We start from the raw sequence: 20,241 nt of genomic DNA, 5'->3' as shown, positions 1-20,241 counted from the left end.
TCAGGAATGCGCATACGTTATCTGCAATTCCTCAAATAATGAAAAAGAAGGAAACAAGATGAAAAATCATAATGAAGAGAAATTCGCTCTGGAGAATGCAGCAGTAGAAATATTTTCAAACCTTTTTAATATTAATCACAAAGATCAGTACGAATTAGTAGAAAGACGAGAAAGCCCAGATTTCGTCTTAAGAGACTTGAAAGGTGAATTACTCGGACTTGAAGTAGCACATTTATTTTATGATCCTGAAGAAGCAAAAATGCTTCTAGGCAGATCTGATAATAAGATGCATGGAACAGATAAATTTGATGATCTGTTGAATGCTTTTAACAGATTACTAAAACAAAAAGAAACAAAGATATTGAAGTATGAAAGTACATATCCAACATCATTAGTGATTAGAAATGCGTCCCCTATCTTTGGTATGAGTGACCTCTTAAGAGATAAGGAACTGATATACAAACCGAGCATTTATAAAAATGTTTGGTGCGTTTCAAGAGATGGGAATTATAATGATTGGTTAATGAAAGATATTTTGATGGTTTAGTCGAAGAAGTGAGGAACAGCAGATAACAACACATTCCTACTGCGGGCATTCGCCCTTGATCGCCAAGAGGGATTTCAGAGAAGTTAATTCAGGCGACACATTCAACCAGCTAAGTCTGACGACCCGTTCCCTTCGTTCACTTAAGCTGCTTGAACGTCAGGAATGCCAAACGTTAGGTGAAACCCTAGTATTGAAAGGAAGAAGAAAAGTGACATATCAAGATATACTTAAAGTCATCACTGGGATAATAACTTCTATTGGAGGAGTGAGTTTAGTAATTATTGGCCTTTCGAGTTGGTTAGGTAAAATTTGGGCCAATAGAATACTTGAAAAGGATAGGCTTAATTATAATGAAAAGCTAGAAAAAATAAAATCGGAGTACTTAACAGATCTAGAAGAGAAAAAGGGAGAGATTGATAAAGCCAAAACATTATTTAGTAGGTATTCAGAACACCAATTTAGTTTATATACAGAACTCTATAGATCACTTTATGATCTGAAGATAGCAGCTGATAAGCTTTGGGAAATTGCAGATTATAATAAGTTAAGGGATTTTTCTAAACAATTAAATAACACAATAACAACTGTAGAGAAGAGTATTCTTTTGATAGAGGACGACCATTATTCTCAATTAACTGAATTACTAGATGCTTTTGCAAATTATAAAATCGGAAAAACGGATTTAATCAAATTCAGAAATTTGAATGCACATAACCAGCCAGTAAACACACAGGAAATATTAACGGTAATAGAAAATAACAGAATAACCAAAGAGGCATATACTTTGTTTATACAAGAAATTGGAAGACTATTTAAAAGGCAAATAAAGCTTGGAGGTTAAACTGATCGAACTTCACCTAACAAAATATTCACGCTGTGGGCCATGCAGCCCTTGATCTGCAGAAGCATTTTCCAGAAAGAATAATCAGGCAGATACATCCATTCCCCTAAGATAAGAGCTATCTAAGGGGAATGGACGTCGCGAATACGACAACGTTAGCTGAAATTACTGTAAAACTATGAAACTAACTTGGAGGTATTAACTGTGAGTATAAAGGTAAGAACCAATCAAGATTACTTTAATATTACTGCAGATATTGCAAAGGATGTTTTTAGAGAATTGCCTAAGCCTCTACCATGGATTGAACCATCAATTAATATGTTGTATTTGAATTCTGCTTCGTCACTCATTTTCGGAAACTTCTATGCTTCAATTATTTGTTGTAGCACTTTGTTGGAACATACGCTTAGATTAGCTGTTTTAGATCCAGTGAACAATGGATTGGAAAGAAAATTATCTAATTCTCAATTAAATAAATATCAATCAATCTCATAATTATTAAAAGCACCTAATATTAACTTAATTATTCCAGAACCCAAAGATCGGGAGTGGTGGAAAGAAGTAGCCAGTAAACTCAGGAATAAATCAGCTCATTATATTATTCCAACGTTATTAAAGCTATTTACAGGTAAGGACTATCATCCAAGTGATTATGTATTGACTAATGATGATGGTTCTCCAAAGCATGATTTGTTACATGATTGGGGATCATTTTTTCATAAATCTGATTATTATATTGCGATACAATTTTATACTGAATCAACAGAACAAATTCTAAAAATAATTTCTAATACAACTTGGAAATCCGATCTAACATATTGGAAAAACCAGGAAAAACAATATAATATGTTTTTCGATTTCACTTGGAATATTGATTCAATGAAAGACAGTTTAAATAATATGTATGTAGATCTACTAGATAGAAGAAAAAAATGATTTTGTAGTAAACTCGAAGAGGACAGCAACATCAGCTAACAATACATTCCTACATCGTCGCTGACGCTCCTCGGTCGCCAAGAGGAATATCGGAGAAGTAGATTCAGGCGACACATTCGACCGGCTAAGTCTGACGTCCCGGATCTTTGGTCCTTAAGCCACTCGAACGTCAGGAATGCGCAACGTTAGATGAAATTATTGGGGATGGTAAATCTTAAAAATAAAACCATATTAGTTGAGATAGAGTGCTATTCCAATCGAATGGTCTTTCGTTCAGAGAAAGGTAGTGAAAGAGAACTGAGAGATTTGATCTAATAATTTACTATAGAATAATAAAATTCAAAAGAAAGGGGGGAGAATCATGAATGCAATCCCTATATTTGTGTTCATACTCATTGGACTTCAGTTCGCATTGGACAAAGTAATATTAAAGTCTGAACGTAAAATTAGCGATACTGAAGTTGGTAAAGTCTATAATTGGATTTTAATTATTTTAGTAATACCTTTGATAGCTTCTATATTTTTAACACCAATGGATGAGCCAAATCTAATTTTTGCTCTTTTGATCACATTCATTTCTGCTTATCGTGCCTTCATGGAATGGAAATATAATAAAGAGTCAAAAGGTTATATCGTTTAATTAGCTTTATTAATAGCTTCAATTTTATTTACTATTATTGTTTTTGTTGTTGGTTAATTTATTAATTTAAGAGCGATTGAGATTGAAGGTTTATCATTTATGGACTTCAGTTTCAGCATAAAGTGATAAAAAAGTAGGAATGAGAATTGATGTCGTGATCAATAAAGATACAGATACAGATTATCTATATATATCGTATAACTAAAGAATTAGAGATAATTGCGGGGAAATTCACAGAAGTCAATAACTTCATCTAACATTACATTACCACAGCGGTCGCTACGCTCCCTTGGTCCCAAGAGGAGTCTCGTCGAAGTGATTTCAGGTGACACATCCAACCAGCTAAGTGGCGTAGCCACCCGGACCTACGGTCCTTAAGACGTTTGGACGTCGGTAATGCCAAACGTTATATGAAAGATCGGCAATTTAAAAGCTTGACTAAATAAGAAATAATAACAAAGGAGTTAATCGATGAAATCAAAATTAATTATTATTCAAGGCTTTTATTTATTAACTCTACTTCCTTGGTTTTTAATTTGGGGATTATCCTTTATGGTATTTGACAATGGAATCTCAGTATGGGGAATATCAATAATGACTATAGTTTCTTTGTATCCTATTGCTGTTGTAATTTGTTCGATTTTGTCTTGGTTATTAAAGGAAAAGGTAAAACCATTAAATACTTTTCTTATTAGTGCAATTCCATTACTTTGGGTGATCTCCTTGGTGGCTGTAATAATAGGGTATTAGTTTTGTGTTCTCAATCATGCGTTCGTTAATTAGACTAGTAAAATTATGAAAATTAATAAGTTGGAATATGAATTGCAAGACGAATTGCAAGACGAATTTGATAGTTATTTCGAAGATGGCGGATCCATCATATAACACAGTATCTACGCTGCGGGCTTTGCCCTGGGTTCGCAAGAAGTATAAACAGAGAAGTAGAATCAGCAAACAACCCTGCGAGGCTAAGTCCGTAGGACCGGGCGCGATGCGCCTTAAGCCTCGCAGGGTTCGTAGATACATAAACGTTATCGGAAAGATGAGTAAAATATACAATTCATTCAACAACTATTCATAAGGAGAGAGCCTATTGGAAAATAGAATGGACAAAGCATTCACACAGTGGAAGCAAAAAAATAAAAAAAATAGAATTAACGCAATTTGTAAACCATGTTGGGAGCTTAACTATTGTCCTTATGGTACTCTTGTAGAAAACTTTCCTATTACAGAAAACGATGAGCAACTATGTAGAATTTTTGGTCACGTATGTCCCGTTTTTATTGTTGCTGAACCCTTTACTGAAACTAAAAAACTTAGGAGTATAACAAGGAATATTCCTCAAGTAGTTAAATTTAAAGTATTGAGAAGAGATAATCAAGTTTGTCAAGAATGTAAGAAAAATGTACTTGATGAAGAAATGAATTTTGATCATATTATTCCTTGGTCCAAAGGTGGTTCATCAGACGAAAAAAATATTAGGCTTCTTTGTGAATCGTGCAATAAAAAAAGAGGAAGTAGATATGAGGATGAATTTTTAACTCCTGTTTTTCAAGAAATATTTTATGAACCTCAACCTATTGATCTTGATATGTTAGAAGACTTATTAAGATTAGTGTCATTATGGTTTTATATTAAACATAATCGAGGGTTGGCTCCTACAGAAGAGCAATACTGTGAAATAATAGAAACTGAAGATATTGAGACGGATAAATTTATGTTTTTCTTAGTTTTACAAGTAGTGGAGTTGTTAACAAGTGAAGAATCATTTATACAAGTTAAGAAAAAAATGAATGCTTTAAGATTTCGTTGGGGTGTTAAAGAAGGACGTATTCATTCAATTAGTGAAACATGTAAGAAATTTAACATTGATGCAAAATATTATATTGACTCAGAGATGCTGATACTAAGAAGATTAGGCTTTATTCTTGAAAAAGATTTACAAAAATCCTGTAACTATCATGAATTGAATATAGATTTAGGAATTTATATTGAAAATCATAAGATCTTAACTTAACAAGCAGTGAATTTGGTTAGGTTACCTTCGAAGACTCATCCATCCGATAACACGGCATTCCTACTGCGGGCATTCGCCCTTGATCGTTAAGAAGAGTTTTCAAGGAGATTATTCAAGCGATACATTCAACCAGCTAAGTCTGACGACCCGGACCAACGGTCCGTAAGCTGCTTGAACGTCAGGAATGCCAAACGTTATCAGAAATCAGATGATAGGAGATAAAAAGATGAGCATTCCTTCAATTGAAAATATTATAAAGATAGATTTTATAAAATATCTAGACAATAAAGAAAATCCAATATCTCTACGGACTAAACAAAGGTATCTAAGTGACATTAATTACTATGTAGAACATTACATAATTAATTCGAATGTTATCAATGGACTTGATAAATTTTTCGTTACAAGAGATATATTATCATTCCTAAACAAAAGAAAAAGCTCAACTGCACGAGCTACAGTAATGAACTTTATCAGTTTTCTTAAGGAGTACGGACATCTAACTAGCATAAAATATCTTGAACTGACTGATTACCTTAAATCGTTAAGACCAACCATAATTGAGAAACAAATGCAATTCTTCACTGATGAACAGCTATCATTTTTATTAAATAACCGAATATTTTATAGTAAGAAAGATAGCGAGGAAGCAAGAACACTCCTTCCACTACTTCTAATTTTATCTTCACAGTTAATATTCGAACAAGATCACTTAATCAAACTTAATTGGTCTGATGTTGATTTGGACAAAAAAAGAATAAGAAACCTACGGAAAGACAGTCTAGCTTATGAATGGATTAATATTGATGATGCCTTGTGTCAAATGTTAATCGAACAAAGACAAAAGACAAACTTTATTACGATTACTACACCCGTACTAACCTATAAAGGGGAACGCCTCGATAATAGTAAGATTAATTCACTGTTATCGATTCTCAAGCGAAAGTATAATTTGAACATCTTAAAGACCTCAACTGATATTCAAAAGATAAATAGAAGCAGAATATTACAAGATTTAAATAACTCTAAAGGTGCAACCACGATCGAAATCATAAAGATCACAGGATTAACAAAAAACACACAATTAGAACACGCGTTAGAAGAGTATTTATTGAATGAGTATTCAAAGATGTCATCTGACATCTGATAACATTGCATTACCACAGCGGTCGCTAAGCTCCCTAGGTCACCATGAGGAAGTTTCGTAGAAGTTTAATTCAGGTGACACATCCAACCGTCTAAGTGGCGAAGCCACCCGGACCTATGGTCCTTAAGACGTTTGGACGTCGGTAATGCGCGAACGTTATCAGAAACTGCCAAATACTATATTGAGGGTGATGCTGTATGTCAATAATACAAATAATTACTACGTGGGACCCACAGAATTTGATGACACATGCACCCGATGATGAATATGATTATGAGGCCAAGAGAATTGAAAATTGTATGATTTTTGTAGAAAGTGAAGAGGATTTATCAGAGAGGATCAAACAAGTTTTTTTTGAGCAATTCGGGGATGATTTTACAAAATCACTAGAAGAATGCTTAAAGATTGCGAAGCAGATAATTGTTTCTGATTTCATAATCAACGTCAAAGTTAATAATAAGAAAATCTACTTAATAGAAGGAAGAAAATATAAATTTAAATTTAATGACCCTGAAATATCATTCAATAATATGATTGCAGAAGTTATGCATATTCACTGGATTGATGAGGATAATGGAGAGAATTTATTTTACATATATGTAAGAGAACAGAAAGAAGATTATTTAATATCTGTCGATGAATTGTTAGAAATAAATAACGCTTTTTAAGTATTTTCGAAGTAGTGGCAGCATCTGATAACATTGCATTACCACATCGGTTACTATGTTCCCTTGGTAACCAAGAGGCATTTCCGAAGAAGTTAATTCAGGTGACACATCTAACCGGCTAAGTGGCAGAGCCACCCGTAAACGGTTTGGCGGAACAACTCGGAAACAAATAAGTAAGTGACGGTTTAAAAAAAGCCTTATTAAAATATACGTTAATAGAGTAAAAATAAAAAAAAGCTGTGTGAAAGTATCTCGAAGAAGTCGGGCGCGGCATATAACACCATACTCACGTATCGGGCATACGCCCTCGGACCGGCAGGAGAAATTGACAGGGAAGCTGGAGCAGCCGGACACACCGGATTTGGTCGGGCGTCATGAATTTACGAAACGTTATAGGAAATCAGCGCAAATAATAAATACTCTTTAAGATAATATCAAGATCTATTCGCGTAGATGTTGAACTATCGGGCGGAATAAACCCTTGATTTATATCTTGTACAGAAATTATACTTGATGTGGAAATTAGATACATAATAGTGAAATTTATTTAGAAAAGGATGATCGTAATGATTTTTTGGAGAGGATGGGGAATTATCGGTATTATTTTCCCTATACTAATAACTGCTCTACTTGCTTCATTAGGATTTAGTGATGAAAATTCACATTGGTTTTACTTTATCGGTCTAACCTTATCGGCTATACCTGTATGGTTTATTGGTAAGCGTTTGAATAGAGATAAAGATGAAATTTTTACGAACGAAAGAACAGGAGAGCGGTTTAAGTTAGGAAATCGCCATACTCTATTTTTTATACCCCTACAATACTATGCGATAGTTTATCCGATTTTAGGCATCATTCCCTTTTTCGCATAAAATCAATATAAAAACACGTTTATTTTGCCTTGTCAAAGATAACGTGTTTTTTTTTAGATAAAATGGTCTACGATTGTTAAACTAAAGGGTAACGATAGTGAACATAACTGTGAGGCAAAGTCCGTTGGTCCCGGCACGATACGCCTTAAGCCTCTTGGGTTCGTAATACAAGAACGTTATATTAAACTTGCAGAAAGCTTGAGGTGAGGGTATGGACAGGGTAGCGAGTATAAGATCAGAAGAAAAGAAATATCATGACTTCTGTTACGATAATTACAATTTATTTGAGCCAGGTTCCTGGCTACATAGACCAGTAAAAACGGTAATCGATCTTTTAGAAGATTATAAAGATCAAGAATACTTATGTGTATTAGATTTAGGAGCGGGGATTGGTAGGAATAGTATTCCTATTGCTGAATCACTAAAGAATGGAAATGGAAAAGTAGTTTGCGTTGATTTGTTGGAGTCCGCTATAGATAAATTGCGATTTTATAGCCAGAAATGTGGGGTCGAACAACTTATTGAGACAAGACTATCAGATATCGAACAATTCAATATTGAACACGAAGAATATGACGTTATTATAGCAGTGTCAGCCTTGGAACATGTAAATTCCGAAAGAGCACTGGAAAGAAAACTAAGAGAGATGACTGTTGGAACCAAATCAAATGGATCCAATTGCATTATTATTGGGTCGAACATAAAAGAGACGAACCTAGAGAATGGACAAGAATTGGATCCAATGTTTGAAGTGAACATGTCTACAGAAAGAATGTTGGAATTATTAGACCATCAGTATATTGGATGGGAAGTTAAGAATCGATTTGTAAAACAATTAGAATATGAAATTGATAGAAATGGACAACCCGTAAAACTGACAACTGATTGTATAACTTTTGTTGCTAAGAAATAGAATGTGGGTTAATTCAGAGAAGTCTGAAAACATTATCTAACAATGTGTTCACGTAACATTAGACAGACTGATTCTTTCGCCAGAAGATAAGTCGGGGAAGTAGATTCAGGCGACGCATACAACCAGCTAAGTTTGGACGACCCGTTTCCTTGGTCACTTAAGCTGCTTGAATGTCAGGAATGCCTAACGTTATCGGGAATCAGCGAACACATAAAAGCCCTCAATAATCCATTGATTAGAAGATATTCATCTAACGGGCAGAATAACGCAACTAATAGCGTGGCACATACGTTAATACATATGGTTAACGATTTTATTCATTATATTGTTACTACGTATAATGGTTGCAATATATTTCACAGGGGAGGAATATCGTAATAAATACTAAACTACCAAAAATTATAATCGCTGTGATAATTTGTTCGTTAGGAATCATGTTGTATAAAGAAAACAGCCAGAATCAAGACTACGAAAGATATTTTTCTCAGAGTCTCAGTAATGATCAAAGTGAGTTGATCGGGTCAATACTTTACTCACGAGAAGAAGTCAATAATATTCTAAGTGCCAAATTCAGTCCGGAAACGAAGAATGGCTTGATATATTCTGTGAATAGAATATCGATGAATTCTCAAGATTTTGATTATTTCGCCAAATACTTTGACCTTATTGATCCTCATCAGATCCAAAATAGCACTTCAGAAGTTGCCATGCATTTAGAGTATTATTTTAGAGATTTTGACCCAACGACGCTAACGAAGGAAGACAAAGAGAAATTAAAAGACATACTTGTATTGCTGAACCAATGGGTAGATGTTATCGATGTAGAATACGATGGAATAACCTATCAGAATCAAAATGAAGTGATTAGTAATGTACTGAATGATAATAGAAAAGATTTTTTTGGTAGCGATGTCTGGAGAAACATCATCGTTGGACTGGATCGAGTATCAAAAGATAATATAACCTTTGCAAAGAGTATAGAGAATTGAACTAATCCGATAATAGATGACGATATTGAACTAACGGGACATGATAGTTAAAGATAACTAAAGTTGAGGGATATTTCAAAGAAGACGCTGACACCCCATAACACAGATAACACAGCTTTCCTACTATGGGCAATCGCCCTTGATCGCCAAGAGGAATTTCTGAGAAGTGAATTCAGGCCATACATTCAACCAGCTAAGTCTGACGACCCGTTCCCTGTGGTCACTTAAGCCGCTTGAACGTCAGGAATGCCAAACGTTATGCGAAAGTCCTTAAAACCTAATAATAGGAGCATTTACTATGGCTATATATCCATCAACGCATCAACTTATGAAAAAAGTAATTGAGATAATCAATTCTTTACCGATGTTACGGAAAAGAAAATAGAATAATAAATTTATGTAAAGAAGTATATTGTAAGCTGCCAATTAGAGTAGATGTAAAAAATCAAGCAAAAGTTCATTTGTGGTACAAAGACAGATTTGGAATTGATCTTAGGGCATATCCGTCGGCGGAAGTGAGCGCCGCTATAGCATTTACCTCTTTACGCCCCGCCACGTGTCCAACTGCTTTTGCACTTCTTTCCTTACCTTGTCGATGCCTGCTTGCTTTAGCTCCTCGTTAAACTTGGGGAGGATCGTGTCAACATCGACAGAGCCTGTCATGAGGCTAGGATAGTATTTCTTCCAAATCATCTCGAAGTTATCGGTTTGGGTGGTCAACTTGGATAGATCAGGAGTAAAGCTGAGCACGGTGGACTTGATTACTTCAGCGTTGTAATTGCGGAACTGATCCCATTTATCGAGGGGATCTGGGTTATCACCGCCCATGGTTTTCAGGATAAACCAGTTACCCTGTGTGTATTGTACTCCTGTATAGCTAGCTGGTGCATCTGGAATCAGGTCGCCGTGGCTATCTTTGCTAGGAATTAGGGCTACTTGCCCTTGTTCATCCAGTGTGTAGTGCACTCCTTCAATTCCGTAATTAAATAAGTTACGTATTTCAGAGTCGGTATTAAGTAGATTCAGAAACCTGATAGACTCCAATGGATGCTTGGTGTTGGCATTAATAGCCATGATTCCTCCACGGACGGATTCCGTGGTGACGACGGTGGGGGTTACGGGATACGATACAACCTTGTAGCCGCGATCCTTACTCCAAGAAGTATCCGGGACTGGGCCACCACCTGAGGACTTCCAGAATACTTTAGCCCCACGCTTAAGTCCTCCAGGCTCTCGTAGCGCTGCGTCCATATTAATGAAGTCCTCCTTGTAATAACTTCGTAAAGTGTCTAATACTTGCCGTGCTTCCTTTGTTTCAAAGATATTCACGACCTGAGCACTTGGGTCCATTGATTTCACCATCAAGGGAACTTTATTGTTCACAATATATTCATAGCCATAGAGAGCGAAGAAATTATGTGAATCCCGATCCAATTCCATAGGTATGTATGAAGGCTCTTCCTGTTGAATCATCCGGAGCAACGGATCGAGCGATTCTAGCGTATTGTACTTGGTGATGTCGATATTGTACTTGTTCACTATTGAAGCAGGGTACATCCAATAATCACGTACGGCTAACTCTTTATTGGTTGGTACCCCGTAAATGCCTCCATCGTTCATTCGGACCCCTTGCCAAAAGGTTGGGTCAACATTATCGTACAAATCTTTACCCAGACTTGTAAGGTAATCATCAAGCCTCAGCCATGACCCACGCATAGCGGTGTTTGCATAATTGGGTGCAAAAGCAATGTCGAAAGAGCTTCCTGAGGATATGAGCGTGTTCAGACGATCTTCATACTCTTGCCAACCTACCTTGATATAGGTGATCGTAACACCAATTTTTCGAGCCATGATTTCATTGATTGTATCGTTTACGAGCTGCAGATCTTTATCGGGCTCTCCGATCGTGTAATAAATTAGATTAACAGGATCACCAACAAATTTAATATTGTCGTTCTGGCTAGATGCCCGGGAACAACCGGTCATATACGCTGTGAGCAGCAGTATAAGACTAATTGTCATGAAGATATATCTGTGTCTAGAGAGCTTTAGCATCGATATATTCTCCTTTCTGCCGAGTTCGTGTTATTTTTTCCCCCGAAGATCAGAGGGGGATTTGCCGAAGAAGCTATGAAAGTGTGTATAGAAATAATTGAGATTGTTGTAGCCAACGGATAGCGCGATATTAGAAATCTTCTCATGACTCGATTGAATTCGTTCTTGTGCAAGGAGCATTCGATGAGCCATCAGGTATTCGGAGAATTTCATTTTGGTTTCCTTAAGAAATAATTGTCCAAGGTAGGTACTGTTCATTTGGAAGCGCTCTGCCACAGATTTCAAGGTAATATTCTGAGTAGACTCCGTTTTGATCATCAGTAGAATGCGGTTGACCAGCTTGGATAAGCTATCATAGCTAACGCCCAGTACCGGATCCTTGTTCAGACGCTCGTTGTTAATATTACCTATCGTACCTCCCAGATCTTCAATAATAATCTTCTCAATAACTTGCTGTAGCTTTGTGCGTTCTACAGGCTTGAGTAGATAGTCTTTGACACCACAACGAAGGGCTTCTTGGGCATACTTGAATTCACTATAGCCGCTCATAATAACATATTTCGTAGAGATATGGAGCTCATTGAGTTTGTGGATAGCTTCATAGCTAAGATTATTGCCAACACAGACATCAAAAATTGCGACATCTGGCAGCAGTTCTACAACCTTGGATATGGCTACCTCCGTAGATTCACAGGTTTCAATCTGACTAAATCCGTATTGTTCCCAGTCTAGGATTCGCTTCATCCCCTCCAAAATCTGAGGTTCGTCATCCATAATCAGCAGTTTGTACATTCTCAGTCACCTCTTTTGAAATCCTTACAGTAATCTTTACTCCAGCTTCCTCATTATTCTCAATCTCCATTGAATAGCTGTTTCCGTAGAAGAAGTGAAGTCGCGTGTTTACGTTCCGTAAACCGATACTCTTGGATGAAGTATCATCATTGTTGGATAGTGTGCTTCGAACTGTTTCTAAACGTTCTGCATGAATACCACACCCATTATCCATGAATTCTAATACATAGTGGTCCTCAGCTTCCCAGCCATTAACTACATATAGATTAAACTCATGATTAGCATTAAAGCCATGGATGAAAAAATTCTCAGCCAAAGGCTGCATCCAGAATTTCACGGTAGGGATGGAGAGTAACGTTGTCTCTACATTGACTTGATAATAAAAACGCTCCGGATACTTAAACTCCATAATCTCTAAGTACTTCTGTAGCAATTCCAGTTCACTTGCAATCGAAATGATATTTTCCTTTTTGACAATTTCACGATAGAGCGCCCCTAAGGTAGCAATTGCGTCAGCTGTGTCTCTGTCCTGGTTAACAAGAGCGGTGGAGCGGATAACCTCTAATGTATTGTAAAGAAAATGAGGATTAATTTGATTCTGAAGTGCTTTCATTTCGGTTTCTTGCTGTTTCAGCTTAAGCAAATATTCGTTACGTATATGCTTATCTAATTGCTGAATCATATCGTCTAATTCCCTTGCGATCATCCCATATTCATTTCGACGATAACGGGCAGGGCGATTAGGTGTGAAATTGGCTGTTTTCACGCGTCCAATCGATTGAATAATGCGGTGCAGGAAGCGGGCGTCATCCCGCATATTGTACACAATGAGGAGTAGTACGCTAATCATGGTCGTAATTATGATCAGAAAGATGGTGAGTAGCATCCTGGCATGCTGACGAATCAGCATAGATAAATCAACGATGCTAACGAATTTGAAATTGAACTTGGTGGATGGAAAGGTTACAAAAAATATATGCTTAAAAAGACCCTTCGAAATAAAACCATGACTGCGTCCATTCTCCGCCGCCAGACGGAATAGTTCCTTCAAGTCTTGGTCCTGTCCATTACCGATAAGGTATATGTCACCGGAAGCGCTGACTGCAGCAGCCTTACCAAATCGATAATTTTGTATAGATTTAAAGATTTGATCACTGCTAACCAAGAAACGTAGCTCCCCGAGTTCCTTAGAGCCCAGTGCTGGATCCGATAGTTTCTTACGATATACGAATCCCTTTAGAATTGTATCGTTAAAAGCTTCATCTGTATTTGGCAGACCGAACATGAAACTTTCAATTCCATTATCGGTAAAGCGTACAGCATTGCCATACTGATGGGTATGCAGACTAATCTGTGTAATTTCACCTTGCGCCCAGCTGTATAGGTAGGTTTTTATATCTTCTGGAAAGGAGATTAACGGCTGTGAGAATTGGCTATTATGCAGTCTACTGGTTAAGTAACCTTCAACACTCCTGCTTAGAAAGCTACGAGTATCATCCATCAGACTATGATTGGAGTATATACGTTGCATGTAAGCCTCAATTCGGTCAGCATCATACTGCAGCTCATTTTCTACACCAGCGAAAGCATTAGCAGCCTCTATACGGGCATCACCGACCCATTGATTCAGCAACATTGCACAGGTCAGAATACCAAGCGTGAGTCCAATAGTCATAACGAATACGACATAGGAAATAAACTTGTGACGATAAATTTTGATTTGTAAAAAAGAGTTCATACGACACCTCAATTACAGTAGGTCACCTTAAAGTAAGCGCTTACCATTCCACTTTACCAGATTTGTGCAACGCTTCATAGATAGCAAAAAAAGCATCCCATATAGAGTGTCTCCATAAGGGATGCGCATGAATGTAATTTTACTTGAAGTAACTATTAATTTGCTCTTGAGCAGCTTTCATAATCGTGTCCATACCAGCAGACTTTAATTCAGCTACAATCTTCGGAATCGTTTTCTCCGGATCGGATGCGCCTGTAATTACCTCATATTTGTATTTATCCCATACAGCTTGGCAATTCGCCACTTCTGTCTGAAGATTGGCAATGTCCAGTGCGAAACCTAGTATAGTGGAGGATGTCGCTGCATCATTCAGCTTTTCAACCTGTTCCCATTGATCTTCAGGAGCACCTTTTGTCACTGCTAGATTAAAGAAGGTACCTTGTGAGTAGGCAGCCAGCGGCCAAGTATCAGAAGTACGCTCGATTACCTTTTCACCATCGACATTCTTGTAGTCTACGCCTAACTCACCGAATGCGAGCATATTGCGTAGCTTTGGATCTGTGTTGACTAATTCGAGGTATTTCAATGCTTCCTTCTTATATTTCGAATTCGCAGAAATCGCGTTAAGGGAGCCTTGGATGGTACTCGTTGTATAAATAGGTCCATAGTGCTGGAACATAGTATACTTCTGAACAGCATCATTGATTTGCCAGCTTACTTCTGCACCTGGAAATGCCTGAGCTGCAAAGAATGGTTGGCCTTTGTCTTTCTCCGTTTTAGTCGGAGCATCGGGGTTAATGATGCCCTCTTGATACCATCCATGAAGGAGCTTGAGATCGTTCAGAATACCAGGCTGCTCGAGAACAGAGACAACAGTACGTGACGTATCATCAGCTTTTACACCAATTGGAGGGAAGCCTAGTGTTAAATCGTCATATTCGTTAAAGAAACCATTTAAGCCATCACCTTGCGTCATTGGCATTGGGTAGAAGTTCTTGCCTTCAGCCTTCATAGCGCGCAGAGGCTTATCAAGATCCTGTAGTGTTTTGATACTGTTGATATCAATATTGTACTTCTGCACATATTTATCATCGAATACCCAATACTGCGTTAGTGCTGAATCCTTATAGGTAGGAACGGAATAATATTTTCCGCCAATCTTTGTGCCTTCCCATACCTTTGTAGGAATAGTTTTGTATAAGTCAGGGGTTTCACTTTGAACCAGATCAGTGATATCGGCTAGAGCACCCATAGCCACTTGCTTGCTGTATTTACCGCTGTTTGTGAACATAATGTCGAATGGTTCGCCAGTATTCACGATCGTATTTATTTTGGTGTCCCATTCACCCCAGCTAGCTACCTTGATGTCAATTTTCACACCAATCTTCTCAGCTGTGTATGCATTCATGGCATCAACAGCTTTGTTGAAGTTATTAGGCACTTGGCCGCCGATGGTCCACCAGACTAAAGTAGGAATCTCCTTACTGGTTGTTGTGGTGTCCTTTGGTGTGTCCTTTGTGTTCGTAGATCCATCTGTTGTAGAGGCAGAATTCGAGCCGCTACAGGCTGCTAAAGCAGTTACCATTAGTGTTAGAACACAAAGTGTAGAGATGAACTTCCAAGATTTTTTCATTTCATTTCCCCCTTTTTGAAATTACATCACACTACGATTCATACAGTGATCTATCATAAACCAAGCTTGCTTGGCTTATTTCGTCATTATCCTTTGACAGCGCCGATCGTTAATCCAGAAATAAAGTACTTTTGGAAGAAAGGGTAGGCGAAAGCTACAGGCAGAACAATGAGGATGGCTACAGCCATGCGTGCAGATTCCTTCGGCATCGTTGCGACGAGTACGGCGTAGCTAACGCCCATACTTGCGGCATTCTTGGCGAGTGCATCTACATTGCTCATTAAGCTGTTAAGTAGCGCTTGCAGAGAATATAGGTTCTGGTTGTCGATATATAACATCGATTGGAACCAGTCATTCCAGTAAGCGAAGCAGAGAAAAAGTCCAATTGTTGCAATTACCGGCAAGGAGATCGGTAGGATGATTGAGAAAAAGATTCGTAGCTGGCTCGCGCCATCTATTTCAGCAGATTCAATCAGTCCATCGGGAATCGTACTTTTGAAGAAGGTTTTACAAATGATGACGTTGAACGACGAGACAGCCAGCGGTAGAATAAGTGCCCAGATGCTGTCCTTTAGTCCTAATAAATTTGAATTAATGAAGTAACTGGATACCAATCCGCCATTGAATACCATTGGGATGAATACCACCCAGGTCAGAAAGCCCTTCAGCTTGTAAGCTGGGCGAGAAATTACATAGCCCATGGAGGTAGTTAGGAATACACCGAGCACAGTACCTACCACTGTAACGAGTGCGGATACACCGAACGCCCGCAGAATCATTGTTCCCTGCTTGACAATATAGCCGTAAGCCTCTCCTGAGAAAGCAATCGGTAACAGATGATATCCTGTCTCACGTATGGAATCCTCACTGGAAAATGAAATGGATAGAACAACAACTACAGGTATGACACAGACCAGTGCCAAGATGATAAAAATCAGGTTGAAAAAGAAGTTCACGACTTTGTTTGTGCGGTTAAATCTCTCAAGGCCCGAGTCGTAAGCAGTTCGCGTTGCCATAGTCTTACCTCCTAAAAGTTTTGCGAAGCAAAACTGACTTCGTAAGCATCTGCTTACATCATCGCGCTATCCGGATCAATTTTGCGAACAATCCAGTTAGCGGTTAGAATCGTTGCACAACCCAGAAAGGACTGTACGAATGCGGCAGCAGATGCCATCCCTACTGTAGCGCTTTTCAGTTGTTTATAGACCATGACATCGATGGTGGTAGACACGTTAAACAGAGAATTGGAATCTCGCGTGACTTGGTAGAACAAGCCGAAATCGGTGTAGAAGATGCGTCCTACTGCTAGAATGAACATCATGACGATAACTAGTTTGAGCATTGGCAATGTAATAAATCTCGTCTGTTGCCAAATCGAAGCGCCGTCAATAACAGCTGCTTCATAATAGGTGCTGTCAAGGCTTGTGATGGTTGCCAGATAAATGACCATACCATAGCCCAATCCTTTCCAGATATTTAAGAAAATCAGAAAGTATGGCCAGTACTCCGGCGCCATATACCAGTTGATAGGATCGCTGCCCATACTGACGAGCGTTTGATTGACAATCCCTTTATCAAAACTTAGAAACGCCCAACCTACAGCAGATACGACAACCCAAGATAAGAAATAGGGAAGGAACATCATCGTCTGATAGACTTTACTTGCTCTGCGGCTGTGGAGTAGTCCGATCATAATAGCGAATAGAACGGGCAGTACAATACCTAGAATAATAAAAATAATATTGTATCCAATGGTATTTCGAATAATGATCCAAGCGTCATTCGACTTGAATAAGAACTCGAAGTTTTTGAAGCCTACCCATGGACTGTTAAACACATTACTCAAGAATCCACCGCTAATTCTGAAATTTTTGAAAGCAATTATGGCCCCGAACATAGGCAAGAAACAAAACAGTATGTACCAAATCGTCGTCGGCAATGCCAAGAGGGTTAGTTCCGTATCCTGCTTGTGCCACCGAAAAAGTAAGCGCTTTCGCATATCTTTGTGTTTGGTTTTAGAGCTCATGTCTGTCACTCCTTCGGGTTATTTTTTGCTTAAAGTACACTTGTTAAGTTCATTGTATAAGAGAAGCAGTAGATGCTTCTAGACAACAAACTTGATACTATAGTCAACAAACGTTAGGTTTGAAATATAATATTTTAAAGAAGATGGTTCCTATTTCTACATATGTGTAGTGACATAAACATAGGGGATATTCATCACCTAACTCCGTCAACTCTGTAGCTAAAGCGACTTAAGCCTCTCCGTTTTTTATAAAAAAGTGCTGAAAGTTAAGCAGAACTGGTTATAGCCGCGTCAAGTAGATAGTAAATAAAAGAGAGTGTTAAGCGGCGATCGCTTTACGGTATTCTACCGGGGAGAGGTCGCCTAGTTTTTTCTGGAATCGCTCTTTATTGTAGTATTCGATGTGTTCGGCAATGAGTTTTTGAGCACTTCCCTCGCTATCTGGCTTCTGCAAATAAAGTGTTTCCGTTTTAAGATGTGAAAGGAAAGACTCAATACAGGCATTATCATTAACAATCTGCGTATCATATATAATTCTTTGTAAACTTCTTTCCTACTGTAGTCATGAAAAAATCCTCTCCGATCAACAGTGTTAAGTCAATAAATAGCATGAACTCTTTTTTTACTGTCTACCGTAAGGGGATAATACCGTGCTCTATGAGTGATTTGTCTTTTATTGTCTGAATTTGTGAGGTCGGGGTGGGAGATATGGGTTATAATGGAATGGTAAAGGCGAATGTATATGATGAATTGCTGACCCTTATGATGTGGAAGATTGTTGAAATAGTGAGTGAGGAAGCCTCATTTGTAATCAAGCAATTGCGCCTTCCAGAGCTTTATGAACTTGTTCATTGCATTATAAAAAATAAATAATTGATTGAAAGAAATATCCTGAAATAAAGGGAATAAGTTTATTTTCTGCGATTATTCAAGCTATTCTTGACGGTCAGAAATACTAACATTATGTGACATGCTAAAGGAGAATACATTAGATGAGAGAGCTTAAAATAGAACATTTAGCATACTTATTAAAAGAAGCAAAGGAAAAAAATAAGCCTCAACCGATATTTTTTTTAGGAGCAGGAGCATCGAGTTCTGGTAATGTACCACTTACAGGAGAAATTATCGGTGATATTTAAAAAAAATATTGTAACAACCCATTTATTAATGATTTAGCAGAAGAAGAAAGAACGTATGTCAGTTTGATGAATTGTCTCACACCACACGAACGAAATGAACTATTGAAAGGATACATTGATAAGGCAAAAATTAATGTTACGCATATTTATTTGGCCCAATTATTACAAGAAGGTTTTGTAGATTATATACTAACTGTAAACTTTGACAATCTGATGTTAAGAGCATTAGCAATGTTTAATATATTTCCTTCAACATATGATATGGCGATTTTAAAAGATCTAACAACGACAACCTTTAAAGAAAAATCAGTGGTTTATCTTCATGGGCAAAGTCATGGTCTATGGTTACTTAATACACCTGAGGAAATGAGTAAAGTGAAAACTATAATTCCTCGTATTTTTGATAGTATTAAAAATGAAAGACCTTGGATTTTTATCGGTTATAGTGGTGAAGATCCAGTCTTTGAGCATATAAAAAAATTGGGGAGATTTGACAATAGTCTCTATTGGATTACATATAATGACGAGAGCCCAACACCTCAGGTGGAGAGATTCATTTCCGATCCCCATACTAATGCTTTCTTAATAAAGGGTTACGACTCTGATTCATTTATGTTGAAGCTCAACAGCGAATTGGGATTAGACCAACCACGTATTGTGGATAAACCGTTTACTGCTTTACAGGACATGCTTCAAGAGATTGTTGATGTTGATGAGAAGGAGCATTTTCAAGGGGTTAAAGAACGTTTAGAAATCGCAAAAAGACAAGTGTCAGAGGCCATACAGCAGTATGAATTAGGGGACGTTATTGCAGATGCAAACTCAATAGAGATTGAAATAGATAAATTGAAAAAAGAAATAATTAATTTGACGATTGTTAAAGAATATGACAAAGAAAAGATCATGAGTATAGAAGAGAAAGTTAAAGGAACTAATGATAATACACTTCATGAGTTATTATCAGGATTATATTACAACTGGGGAAATGCTTTAAATAATTTGGTTAAGGGCAAGGAAGGGGAGGAAGCAGAAAAACTGTATCAGCAAGCCTTTGAGAAATACGCAAAGGCCGTTGAAATCAAACCGGACAAGCACGAAGCGTATAACAACTGGGGGATTAATTTAAAGAAATTGGCTAAGAGCAAGGAAGGGAAGGAAGCAGAAGAACTGTATCAGCAAGCCTTTGAGAAATACGCAAAGGCATCTGAATAAAAAGCGAATCAGCATTCACCGACTAACGAATGAGGTATACATACATGAGCATACGACAATAGAGTGAACTGGACAG

General features: G+C 37.6%; 21 protein-coding genes. 14 read left to right on the top strand and 7 right to left on the bottom strand.

All coding sequences use genetic code 11. From position 1 onward, the window contains the following. The 11 genes from PBAT_RS20470 to PBAT_RS20415 form a co-directional block, all read left to right on the top strand. Nucleotides 1–547 (top strand): hypothetical protein (locus PBAT_RS20470; RefSeq protein ID WP_248912445.1); only part of this gene is annotated, 547 nt, incomplete at its 5' end. Nucleotides 548–737: 190 nt separating this feature from the next. After that, nucleotides 738–1,388 (top strand): hypothetical protein, encoded by a 651-nt coding sequence (locus PBAT_RS20465; RefSeq protein ID WP_157091339.1) that lies wholly within the window; start codon nt 738–740, stop codon nt 1,386–1,388. A gap of 204 nt (nt 1,389–1,592) precedes the next feature. Continuing rightward, nucleotides 1,593–1,883, top strand: a complete 291-nt coding sequence (locus tag PBAT_RS20460; RefSeq protein ID WP_068652411.1) for a hypothetical protein — start codon at nt 1,593–1,595, stop codon at nt 1,881–1,883. Nucleotides 1,884–2,685: 802 nt separating this feature from the next. Beyond that, nucleotides 2,686–2,964, top strand: coding sequence for a DUF4181 domain-containing protein (locus PBAT_RS20450; protein WP_068652407.1), 279 nt, complete (start codon nt 2,686–2,688; stop codon nt 2,962–2,964). A gap of 471 nt (nt 2,965–3,435) precedes the next feature. After that, entirely contained in the window at nt 3,436–3,714 is a 279-nt protein-coding gene (locus PBAT_RS20445; protein WP_068652404.1) for a hypothetical protein, read from the top strand. Between the two features lie 343 nt (nt 3,715–4,057). After that, nucleotides 4,058–4,981 carry an HNH endonuclease gene (locus PBAT_RS20440; RefSeq protein WP_068652395.1) on the top strand — a complete coding sequence of 308 codons (924 nt, stop codon included), beginning with the start codon at nt 4,058–4,060 and terminating at the stop codon, nt 4,979–4,981. A 226-nt stretch (nt 4,982–5,207) separates the two neighbouring features. Further along, entirely contained in the window at nt 5,208–6,128 is a 921-nt protein-coding gene (locus tag PBAT_RS20435) for a hypothetical protein (RefSeq protein WP_068652393.1), read from the top strand. A 197-nt stretch (nt 6,129–6,325) separates the two neighbouring features. Continuing rightward, nucleotides 6,326–6,796 carry a DUF1871 family protein gene (locus tag PBAT_RS20430; RefSeq protein WP_068652391.1) on the top strand — a complete coding sequence of 157 codons (471 nt, stop codon included), beginning with the start codon at nt 6,326–6,328 and terminating at the stop codon, nt 6,794–6,796. A 566-nt stretch (nt 6,797–7,362) separates the two neighbouring features. Next, on the top strand, nt 7,363–7,668 hold the full coding sequence (locus tag PBAT_RS20425) for a hypothetical protein (protein WP_068652389.1): 306 nt from the start codon (nt 7,363–7,365) through the stop codon (nt 7,666–7,668). A gap of 211 nt (nt 7,669–7,879) precedes the next feature. Then, on the top strand, nt 7,880–8,581 hold the full coding sequence (locus tag PBAT_RS20420; RefSeq protein WP_068652388.1) for a class I SAM-dependent methyltransferase: 702 nt from the start codon (nt 7,880–7,882) through the stop codon (nt 8,579–8,581). Nucleotides 8,582–9,015: 434 nt separating this feature from the next. Then, complete coding sequence (locus PBAT_RS20415) at nt 9,016–9,570, top strand: hypothetical protein (RefSeq protein ID WP_068652387.1); 555 nt, start codon at nt 9,016–9,018, stop codon at nt 9,568–9,570. Between the two features lie 534 nt (nt 9,571–10,104). Here PBAT_RS20415 and PBAT_RS20410 read toward each other — a convergent pair. The 7 genes from PBAT_RS20410 to PBAT_RS24955 form a co-directional block, all read right to left on the bottom strand. After that, complete coding sequence (locus PBAT_RS20410) at nt 10,105–11,625, bottom strand: ABC transporter substrate-binding protein (protein WP_068652386.1); 1,521 nt, start codon at nt 11,623–11,625, stop codon at nt 10,105–10,107. A 30-nt stretch (nt 11,626–11,655) separates the two neighbouring features. Then, complete coding sequence (locus PBAT_RS20405) at nt 11,656–12,417, bottom strand: response regulator transcription factor (RefSeq protein ID WP_068652385.1); 762 nt, start codon at nt 12,415–12,417, stop codon at nt 11,656–11,658. Continuing rightward, nucleotides 12,392–14,155 (bottom strand): sensor histidine kinase, encoded by a 1,764-nt coding sequence (locus PBAT_RS20400; RefSeq protein WP_068652383.1) that lies wholly within the window; start codon nt 14,153–14,155, stop codon nt 12,392–12,394. The genes PBAT_RS20405 and PBAT_RS20400 overlap by 26 nt, the downstream gene beginning before the upstream one ends. 139 nt (nt 14,156–14,294) lie before the next feature. After that, the gene (locus tag PBAT_RS20395) at nt 14,295–15,788 is read right to left on the bottom strand and encodes an ABC transporter substrate-binding protein (RefSeq protein WP_068652381.1); all 1,494 of its coding nucleotides are present in this window, start codon (nt 15,786–15,788) and stop codon (nt 14,295–14,297) included. An 86-nt stretch (nt 15,789–15,874) separates the two neighbouring features. After that, a complete protein-coding gene (locus tag PBAT_RS20390) occupies nt 15,875–16,804 on the bottom strand; it encodes a carbohydrate ABC transporter permease (protein ID WP_068652378.1) in 930 nt (309 codons plus the stop codon). Between the two features lie 53 nt (nt 16,805–16,857). After that, the gene (locus tag PBAT_RS20385; protein WP_068652376.1) at nt 16,858–17,814 is read right to left on the bottom strand and encodes an ABC transporter permease; all 957 of its coding nucleotides are present in this window, start codon (nt 17,812–17,814) and stop codon (nt 16,858–16,860) included. Nucleotides 17,815–18,133: 319 nt separating this feature from the next. Then, nucleotides 18,134–18,331 (bottom strand): IS3 family transposase, encoded by a 198-nt coding sequence (locus PBAT_RS24955; protein ID WP_420848811.1) that lies wholly within the window; start codon nt 18,329–18,331, stop codon nt 18,134–18,136. 191 nt (nt 18,332–18,522) lie between these two features. Here PBAT_RS24955 and PBAT_RS25385 point away from each other — a divergent pair, with 191 nt between their 5' ends. From PBAT_RS25385 to PBAT_RS20380, 3 genes are all read left to right on the top strand, one after another. Further along, nucleotides 18,523–18,687, top strand: coding sequence for a hypothetical protein (locus PBAT_RS25385; protein WP_157091338.1), 165 nt, complete (start codon nt 18,523–18,525; stop codon nt 18,685–18,687). A gap of 119 nt (nt 18,688–18,806) precedes the next feature. Then, nucleotides 18,807–18,953: a hypothetical protein gene (locus PBAT_RS25380; RefSeq protein ID WP_157091337.1), complete on the top strand. Its 147-nt coding sequence runs from the start codon at nt 18,807–18,809 to the stop codon at nt 18,951–18,953. Between the two features lie 102 nt (nt 18,954–19,055). After that, complete coding sequence (locus PBAT_RS20380; RefSeq protein WP_169810148.1) at nt 19,056–20,165, top strand: SIR2 family protein; 1,110 nt, start codon at nt 19,056–19,058, stop codon at nt 20,163–20,165. Nucleotides 20,166–20,241: the final 76 nt, after the last annotated feature.

Origin of the sequence: Paenibacillus antarcticus (genome assembly GCF_001637225.1) — a bacterium.
Lineage (GTDB): Bacteria > Bacillota > Bacilli > Paenibacillales > Paenibacillaceae > Paenibacillus_AQ > Paenibacillus_AQ antarcticus.
The sequence above is the reverse complement of the archived record's forward strand: the minus strand, read 5'-3'. Positions and strand labels throughout refer to the sequence as shown.